At 70.1% G+C, this 7,707-nt stretch carries 8 protein-coding genes; 6 read left to right on the forward strand and 2 right to left on the reverse strand.

What is annotated here, in order from left to right; translation table 11 throughout:
- The first annotated feature begins 173 nt into the window (after window positions 1-173).
- On the forward strand, window positions 174-1,463 hold the full coding sequence (gene rlmN, locus ACNPM4_RS03435; RefSeq protein WP_029261196.1) for a dual-specificity RNA methyltransferase RlmN: 1,290 nt from the start codon (window positions 174-176) through the stop codon (window positions 1,461-1,463).
- On the opposite strand, the gene ACNPM4_RS03440 is transcribed toward rlmN, so the two are convergent.
- On the reverse strand, window positions 1,412-2,035 hold the full coding sequence (locus tag ACNPM4_RS03440; protein ID WP_029273821.1) for an NAD(P)H-dependent oxidoreductase: 624 nt from the start codon (window positions 2,033-2,035) through the stop codon (window positions 1,412-1,414). The two genes, rlmN and ACNPM4_RS03440, sit on opposite strands and share 52 nt — an antisense overlap.
- Before the next feature lie 66 nt (window positions 2,036-2,101).
- On the opposite strand from ACNPM4_RS03440, the gene ACNPM4_RS03445 reads away from it, so the two are divergent.
- Window positions 2,102-2,674, forward strand: a complete 573-nt coding sequence (locus ACNPM4_RS03445; protein ID WP_029261194.1) for a TetR/AcrR family transcriptional regulator — start codon at window positions 2,102-2,104, stop codon at window positions 2,672-2,674.
- A gap of 83 nt (window positions 2,675-2,757) precedes the next feature.
- Window positions 2,758-4,263 carry a DUF4407 domain-containing protein gene (locus ACNPM4_RS03450; RefSeq protein WP_029261193.1) on the forward strand — a complete coding sequence of 502 codons (1,506 nt, stop codon included), beginning with the start codon at window positions 2,758-2,760 and terminating at the stop codon, window positions 4,261-4,263.
- Between the two features lie 31 nt (window positions 4,264-4,294).
- On the opposite strand, the gene ACNPM4_RS03455 is transcribed toward ACNPM4_RS03450, so the two are convergent.
- Window positions 4,295-4,579 carry a hypothetical protein gene (locus ACNPM4_RS03455; RefSeq protein WP_029261192.1) on the reverse strand — a complete coding sequence of 95 codons (285 nt, stop codon included), beginning with the start codon at window positions 4,577-4,579 and terminating at the stop codon, window positions 4,295-4,297.
- A gap of 19 nt (window positions 4,580-4,598) precedes the next feature.
- Between ACNPM4_RS03455 and ACNPM4_RS03460 the strand changes: the two genes are divergently transcribed.
- The 3 genes from ACNPM4_RS03460 to ACNPM4_RS03470 are packed head-to-tail and all read left to right on the forward strand — an operon-like array spanning window position 4,599 to window position 7,686.
- Window positions 4,599-6,113 carry an aminotransferase-like domain-containing protein gene (locus ACNPM4_RS03460; RefSeq protein WP_448984703.1) on the forward strand — a complete coding sequence of 505 codons (1,515 nt, stop codon included), beginning with the start codon at window positions 4,599-4,601 and terminating at the stop codon, window positions 6,111-6,113.
- A 10-nt stretch (window positions 6,114-6,123) separates the two neighbouring features.
- A complete protein-coding gene (locus ACNPM4_RS03465; protein ID WP_448984704.1) occupies window positions 6,124-6,618 on the forward strand; it encodes a hypothetical protein in 495 nt (164 codons plus the stop codon).
- A 54-nt stretch (window positions 6,619-6,672) separates the two neighbouring features.
- Entirely contained in the window at window positions 6,673-7,686 is a 1,014-nt protein-coding gene (locus tag ACNPM4_RS03470; protein WP_400857617.1) for an aldo/keto reductase family protein, read from the forward strand.
- The last annotated feature ends 21 nt before the right edge of the window (window positions 7,687-7,707 follow it).

The raw sequence follows: 7,707 nt of genomic DNA on the forward strand, positions 1-7,707 counted from the left end.
CGAGGGCTGGTGGGATGTGCCGGTGGCCGAGGTCTCGCGCACCGAGACGGCTCGACGGGCGCGCGCGGAGTACGAGGGTCAGCGCGCCGCACAGCGCCCGCTGCTGGGGTGAGTCGGGTCGGGCCGCCTGCGCTCCAGGCACTTCCCACCCGGTACCGCGTACCCTGGAAGGTATGACTGAGACTCCCCGCACGCGCGAGACGCGCCCACAGGCAGCGCCCGCGTCGTCCCGTTCGGGGGCGGTCCGCGAGACCAAGAAGCCACAGGTGCGCCCGGCGACCGAGGGGTGGACCCAGCAGAAGGATGCCGAGGGGCGTCCGCTCCTGCAGTTCGCGAGCCCCAAGCGCGGCAAGCCGCCCGTGCACCTGGCCGACCTCACACCGGCCGAACGCATCGAGAAGGTCAAGGAGCTCGGGCTGCCCGGCTTCCGCGCGAAGCAGCTGTCGACGCACTACTTCCGCCACTACACGTCCGACCCCGAGCAGATGACCGACCTCCCGGCCGACACCCGGGAGCAGCTGGTCGCCGGGATGCTGCCGCCGCTGCTCACCGAGGTGCGCCGCCTCGAGACCGACAAGGGCGACACGATCAAGTTCCTGTGGCGTCTGCACGACGGCGCCCTGGTCGAGTCGGTGCTCATGCGCTACCCCGGCCGCATCACGCTGTGCGTGTCGAGCCAGGCCGGCTGCGGCATGAACTGCCCGTTCTGTGCGACCGGCCAGGCGGGTCTGACCCGCAACATGTCGACCGCCGAGATCATCGAGCAGATCGTCCGCGCCAACCGGCTCATCGCCGAGGGCGGGCTCGGCGGCAAGAAGTCCGACGACCACAGCATGGAGCGCGTCTCGAACATCGTCTTCATGGGGATGGGCGAGCCGCTGGCCAACTACAAGCGCGTGATGGATGCGGTGCGGTCGATGGTCGCCGCACAGCCCGACGGCCTCGGCATGAGCGCCCGTGGCATCACCGTGTCGACCGTCGGCCTGGTGCCGGCGATCAAGAAGCTCGCTGACGAGGGCATCCCGGTCACGTTCGCGCTGTCGCTGCACGCACCGGACGACCACCTGCGCGACGAGCTCATCCCGGTCAACTCCCGCTGGAAGGTCGATGAGGCGCTGGATGCCGCCTACGACTACTACGCCAAGACCGGCCGCCGCGTGTCGATCGAGTACGCGCTCATCAAGGACATGAACGACCACGGCTGGCGCGCCGACCTGCTGGCTGAGAAGCTCAATCAGCGCGGACGCGGGTGGGTGCACGTGAACCCGATCCCGCTGAACCCGACGCCCGGCTCGATCTGGACGGCATCCGAGAAAGACGTCACGAACGAGTTCGTGCGCCGCCTGAACGACGCCGGCATCCCGACGACCCTCCGCGACACCCGCGGCAAGGAGATCGACGGCGCCTGCGGTCAGCTCGTCGCCACCACCGAAGACGAGGCCGCCTCCGCCGCGATGGCCTGAGTCCCGCCCGCGCGGCGGGCGTCTGTCGTGCCGAGTTGCTCGGCCCGGTCGAGCCAGCGCGTGATGGTCGCCGCCTTGGCATCCTTCACTCCGAGCATGCGGTGCGTGCGCACCGAGCGGATGCCGCAGAACTTCATGGTGTTGCGCACGATCTGCGTCTGTGCCGGGAGGCCGGTGAACGGCAGGAAGAACCAGGGAGTGTCGGCGAGCAGGAGCAGACGTCCACGGCGCGCGGGGATCAGGCCCTCGGGGAGGCCGAGCTTCGAGTAGCGGTACTCCTGCTGCGGCAGCAGCGCCCGATCGAAGAAGCCCTTGAGGAGGGCCGGCGGTGCGCCCCACCACACCGGTGTCGCGATGACGATCGTGTCGGCATCGTGCAGAGCCTGCTTTGCCTCGACGAGGTCGGGCTCGAGCGTCATGCGCTCGCGGTAGCCGAAGCGCAGGTTGGGGTCGAAGTCGAGGTCGCGCAGGGCGAGCACGCGGGCATCGCCGTGCCCGGCGGCGTACCGCTGGGCGAGCGAGGCGGTCAAGGAGCGGGCGTCGGGGTGGCCGTCGATCACGAGAGCGGTCATGGCGTGGTTCCTATCTGGACAGTGTCAAGCTGGTGGACAGTGTCAAGATAGGAGATGATGTTGCTCATGTCAAGTTCGAAGGACGGCTACCACCACGGCGATCTCGCCCGTGCCCTGGAAGACGCCGCGATGCAGCTGCTGGAGCGGATGCCGGCGGCGGAGATCAGCCTGCGCGAGGTCGCGCGGGCCGCGAACGTCAGCCACAACGCGCCGTACCATCACTTCTCCGACCGGCTCGGACTGCTCAAGGCGATCGCCGAGCGCAGCATGGCCGACCTCCTCGACCAGGTCCGCGCTGCCGCCGAGAAAGCCTCGACCCCGCGGGCGGCGCTCATCGACGGAGGGTCGGCCTACATCCGCTTCGCGATCGAGCATCCGCATGCGTTCGACGCCGTCTACGACCCGACCGTCTGCATCCCGGGATCGCCGACCGCCACGATGGCGCCGCTGATCGACGGGCTCGAGGCCGTGCTCGCCGAGGGCGCAGCCGCGGTGGGACTCGACCGACCGACCGATGTCGTCGCGCTGTGGGGCCTGATCCACGGGCTCGGCACCCTCGCCGCCGCCGGACACTTCGCCCTCGACGACGGCCTGTCCGCCTACGCCGCTGCTCTCGATCGGCTGCTTCCGGCATCCTGAATCCGTCGGACGGCACGGAACCTGTGAGGCACTCCAAGGACTTTTCCACGGTATCCACAGGCGATATTTCGTAGATTGTTCGGATGCCCTATTCCGCCCATCGACCGGGTCGCTACGACTCGCAGGGTCGGATCATCATCGACGGCGAACCCGACGCCGTCACCGATGACCTCGACTTCCTGCGCGAATTCGAGCCGACCGGCGCCGACGACGCCACCCGCGAGGTTCCCGTCGCAGACCCCGCCGAGGCGACCCCGATCGCCGATGCGGTCGCCGCCGACGAGTCCGCGCCCGTGAAGCCCCCGCGCGAGCCCCGCGTCCGCAAGCCCCGCAAGAAGCGTGCCCCGCGCACTCCCGGCTCCCGTGCCCGGACACTCGCGATCCTCGGTGGCGCGGAGGGCGAGATCCTCGACCGCGTCCCCGGCGAGACGCCGCGCTTCGTGCAGATGTTCTTCGTGCTCGCCGGCACCGCGCTGGTCTCCGCCATCTCGATGCTCTTCGCGCTCACCACCGGTGTGCAGGCCGCGATCTGGCTGGCCGTGCCGCTCGCGCTCGTGTGGGCGCTCATCATCTTCAACCTCGATCGCTTCCTCACCTCGACCATGAGCTCGACGCGGAACGTGTGGCGGCTCATCGGCCTCGCGATCCCGCGTGTGATCATGGCCGCGATCATCGGCTTCGTCGTCGCCGAGCCGCTCGTGCTGCAGATCTTCCACAACGACATCGCCCGCGAGGTCGCGTCGACCAACATCACGCAGTCGCAGTCCGATCAGGAGGCGCTCGAGACCGGTCCGGAGAAGATCGCGCTGGACTCCGCCACCGCCAAGGTCGCCGAGCTCGAGAACCAGGCCGCGACCGGCATCGTCGCGGGCACCGAATCCTCTTCGGCGACCGAGTCGGCCGCCCAGGCCACGGTCGACGACGTGACCGCCAAGATGACCGAGCAGCAGAAGGTCATCGACCAGGCGCGCGTGCTCTACCAGTGCGAGCTGACCGGTGAGGGCGCGGGCACCGTTCCCGGCTGCACCGGCGTGAACGGCGAGGGCGCGAGCTCGGACGCCGCCAAAGCTCAACTCGCCGAGGCGCAGCAGACGTACGACGCGCTCGCCGCCCAGCTGCGCACCGCGAACGAGGAGCTCGCCGCCGCCGGCACCGCCGCCAAGGAGAACACCTCGACGTCGGAGTCGACGAACCGCGAGCAGGCGAAGTCCCAGCTGCCGGCCGCCCGCGACACCTACGACCAGGCGCTCGCCGCGTACAACGCGCGCGCGGATGCCGTGGCCCAGGGCAACGCCGGAGCCGTCGGGCTGCTCAGCCAGATCAGCGGATTGAACCGCCTGAGCGAGAAGGAGCCCACGATCCTGTGGGCGCACATCCTCATCGCGGCGCTGTTCTTCATGATCGAGCTGCTGCCCGTGCTGGTCAAGGTGCTCACGAGCTACGGCGACCCGAGCCTGTATGAGAAGGCCGCGGCCATCCGCAAGCAGGTCGCCCTGGACCGGGTGACGGCGGAGGGCTTCCGCGACCGCGCCGAGATCGTGACGACTCCGGCGCCATCGCCTCCGTCAGCCTCCGCTCAGGCCACCTGACCTGGCCCGCGCTCCCGGGACACCGTCGCGCCTAGGCGACGAGCGTGAGGCTTCGCGACGGGAGCAGGACGTCGGCGATCACGGATGACCCGTGCTGCGGTACGGCGTGGGTCAGCGAGCGGATCAGGGCGACGGTCGACGGCGGCCGCGACCACTGCTCGCCGGTCAGTGCCGCCTCGATCAGGGACAGCGGATGCTGAAGCGCGGGGTCGTGCTGGCGGGAGTCGTCGCTCAGCCATTCGATGAGCTGACCGATGGTCCAATCGGGCCTGATTGGACCGAGATCTGCCGGAGGAGTGGTCGTGAAGGTGCTCATTGGTCCAGAATCAGGTCTCATGAGCGTCGATGACAGGGCCAATACTCGGCCGGTGGACCATGGATCGGCCATTCCTGCGCCATCCGCAGGTTCATCGCCGACTCTCGTCCGTGCGGGCGAGGTCGCCTCGGAGGCGCTCTCCGCCCGGTTGGGCAGATGGACCCACGGAGACGGCACGCTCGCGGCGCGGCTGTCCCGCGGCATCGAGGCTCTGATCGCGGGCGGCGAGCTGCGCCCCGGCGACCGTCTGCCGGCGGAGCGTGCCCTCGCCGCGGCGAGCTCCGTGTCGCGCGGCACGGTCGTCGCCGCGTACGCCGATCTCGCCGAGCGCGGCCTGGTCGACCGGCGGCAGGGGAGCGGCACGCGCGTCGCCGGTGCGGCGGCATCCATCGCCCCCGTGCAGCGGCAGGGACGAGGTGAGGCGCTGTTCTCGGCCCTGCCCAATGCGATCGACCTGCTGCGGACCGTGCCGCAGATCTCCGAGCTGGGCGTGCAGCTGATCAGCGAGCACAAGCCGCGGCTCGAGCTGGCGCTGCTGCCCGAGACCGACCCGGCGGGCCTCCCCGCGCTGCGCACCCTCATCGCCGACATGTATGCCGCCGAGGGCACGCCGACGACACCCGAGCAGATCCTCGTCACGCACGGCGCGCAGCAGGCCATCAGCCTCGTCGTCAACGCGCTCGTGGGCCCCGGCGACATCGTGCTCGCCGAGGAGATCACCTGGCCGGGCGTCACCGACTCGGTCGGGCTGCGCGGTGGCACGGTGCACGGCGTCCCGATGGGGCCGGACGGACTCGATGTCGACGCACTCGAGCAGGCGCTCGCCCGGCTGCGGCCCGTGCTCGTGGCCCTCAACCCGCACCACCAGAACCCCACGGGGTCTCGCCTCCCCGCCGCCGCGCGGCATCGCGTCGCCGAACTCGCCGCCCAGTACGGCGTGCCGGTGATCGAGGACCGTGTCGTGGCCGGCATCTCCTTCGACGGGGTGGTGCCGCCGACCCTCGCGGCCGAGCGCGCGGACGCGCCGATCATCGTCGTGGAGTCGGTCTCGAAGTGGGTATGGGCGGGGCTGCGCATCGGGTGGCTGCGCGCCGACCCGGTGCTCGTGCGTCGGCTGCGCGGCGCGCGGCAGCTCGCCGACCAGTCCACGAGCGTGCCGGGGCAGCTTCTCGCGCTCGATCTCATCGCCCGCGCCGACGACCTCCGTCGGGCGAACAGCCGCATCCACCAGGAGCGCCTGCGGCTGCTGCAGGAACTCATGGCCGAGCATCTGCCCGACTGGAAGGTCGAGCCGCCGCGCGGCGGGCTGTCGCTGTGGGTCCGGGTTCCCGCCGGCTCCGCCGACGCGCTCGCCCGGGTGGCCGCGACGCACGGCGTCTCGATCGCGGGGAGCGCGGCGTTCGCGGTGTCGGTGTCTCCGGACGACCACATCCGCATCCCGTTCACCGCACCGGACGATGTGCTCGCCGAGGGCATCCGTCGTCTCGGAGCGGCCTGGCGTGAGTATCGGGAGACTCTCGGGATGCCTTCCTAGGATGACCCGCATGACACCGCTGCCGCGCCGGACCCTCTGGATCTCGATCGTCGGCGTGCTTGCCGTCACGGCCTACGCGGCGGTGGCCGCGGTGCAGATCCTCGTGCTCAATCCGCTCGCCGCCGTTCCCGGGCGCACGCTCGACGAGATCCGCGCCGAGATGGATGCTGCGGGCGAGATCCTGCTGTGGGAGCCGGTGGCCTTCATCCTCGGCATCGGTGTGGCGCTGGCGGTGGTGGTCGCGATCGCCTCGATCCGCGGGCGCGCACATCCGATGGTTCCCGTGATGAGCTTCCTGGCGCTGCTGATGCTCGGTGCGTTCGGCTACTTCGCCGCGTCGTTCGGCGTGGGAATGAGCCTCGCCGACACGTTCGGGATCAGCGGCGGGGACTACTCGCCCTGGGCGCGACCGCTCTATGCCGTGAGCCTCTTCGCCGGCGTCGCGCTCGTCGTCGTCCCCCTCGTGATGCTGATGCGCCGGCCGGCGGCTGTCGCTCCCGCATGACGGCGGATGCCGGCATCCAGCCCCGTCATCACACGCAGCCAGTAGCGTTGTTCCATGGTCAACTATCGCTATCTCGGCAACAGCGGTCTCAAGGTCTCGGAGATCACCTACGGCAACTGGGTCACCCACGCCTCGCAGGTCGGTGACGACGCCGCCGTCAAGACCGTGCACGCCGCACTGGATGCCGGAATCACCACGTTCGACACCGCTGACACCTACGCCAACACGGCGGCGGAGGTCGTGCTCGGCAAGGCTCTGGAGGGGCAGCGCCGCGAGGGGCTGGAGATCTTCACGAAGGTCTACTTCCCGACCGGCCCCAAGGGCCCGAACGACACCGGCCTGAGCCGCAAGCACATCTTCGAATCGATCAACGGCTCGCTGCAGCGCCTCGGCACCGACTACGTCGACCTGTACCAGGCGCACCGCTTCGACTACGAGACCCCGCTCGAGGAGACGTTCCAGGCGTTCGCCGACGTCGTCCGTCAGGGCAAGGCGCTCTACATCGGCGTCTCCGAGTGGACGGCCGAACAGCTGCGCGAGGGGCACGCTCTCGCCACGCAGCTCGGCATCCAGCTCATCTCGAACCAGCCGCAGTACTCCATGCTGTGGCGCGTGATCGAGGGCAAGGTCGTGCCGGCCTCCGAAGAGCTCGGGATCTCGCAGATCGTCTGGTCGCCGATGGCGCAGGGCGTGCTCAGCGGCAAGTACCTGCCCGGCCAGCCGGTGCCCGAGGGCTCGCGCGCGACCGACCCGCACAGCGGCGCCGACTTCATCAAGAGCTTCCTGCAGGACGACATCCTCACCGCCGTCCAGCGGCTGAAGCCGATCGCCGAGCAGGCGGGTCTCTCGATGCCGCAGCTCGCGATCGCATGGGTGCTGCAGAACCCGAACGTCGCGGCGGCGCTGGTCGGAGCCTCCCGTCCCGAGCAGCTCGCCGAGACGGTCAAGGCCTCGGGCGTGAAGCTCGACGCCGACACCCTGGCCGCGATCGACACGGCCCTGGGCGACGCAGTCAATCGCGACGCCGAGCACACGTACTCGGTGTCGCCGAAGGCGCGCCTGACCTGAGGCCAGACACGCAGAAGGGGG

The sequence above is a fragment of the Microbacterium umsixpiens genome (assembly GCF_053543675.1).

Bases quoted from the DNA above. Each gene is read 5' to 3' on its own strand.
- rlmN (WP_029261196.1), top strand. From the start codon at position 174: ATGACTGAGACTCCCCGCACGCGCGAGACGCGCCCACAGGCAGCGCCC.
- ACNPM4_RS03455 (WP_029261192.1), bottom strand. From the start codon at position 4,579: ATGAGCACCTTCACGACCACTCCTCCGGCAGATCTCGGTCCAATCAGG.
- ACNPM4_RS03450 (WP_029261193.1), top strand. From the start codon at position 2,758: ATGCCCTATTCCGCCCATCGACCGGGTCGCTACGACTCGCAGGGTCGG.
- ACNPM4_RS03470 (WP_400857617.1), top strand. From the start codon at position 6,673: ATGGTCAACTATCGCTATCTCGGCAACAGCGGTCTCAAGGTCTCGGAG.
- ACNPM4_RS03465 (WP_448984704.1), top strand. From the start codon at position 6,124: ATGACACCGCTGCCGCGCCGGACCCTCTGGATCTCGATCGTCGGCGTG.
- ACNPM4_RS03445 (WP_029261194.1), top strand. From the start codon at position 2,102: ATGTCAAGTTCGAAGGACGGCTACCACCACGGCGATCTCGCCCGTGCC.
- ACNPM4_RS03440 (WP_029273821.1), bottom strand. From the start codon at position 2,035: ATGACCGCTCTCGTGATCGACGGCCACCCCGACGCCCGCTCCTTGACC.
- ACNPM4_RS03460 (WP_448984703.1), top strand. From the start codon at position 4,599: ATGAGCGTCGATGACAGGGCCAATACTCGGCCGGTGGACCATGGATCG.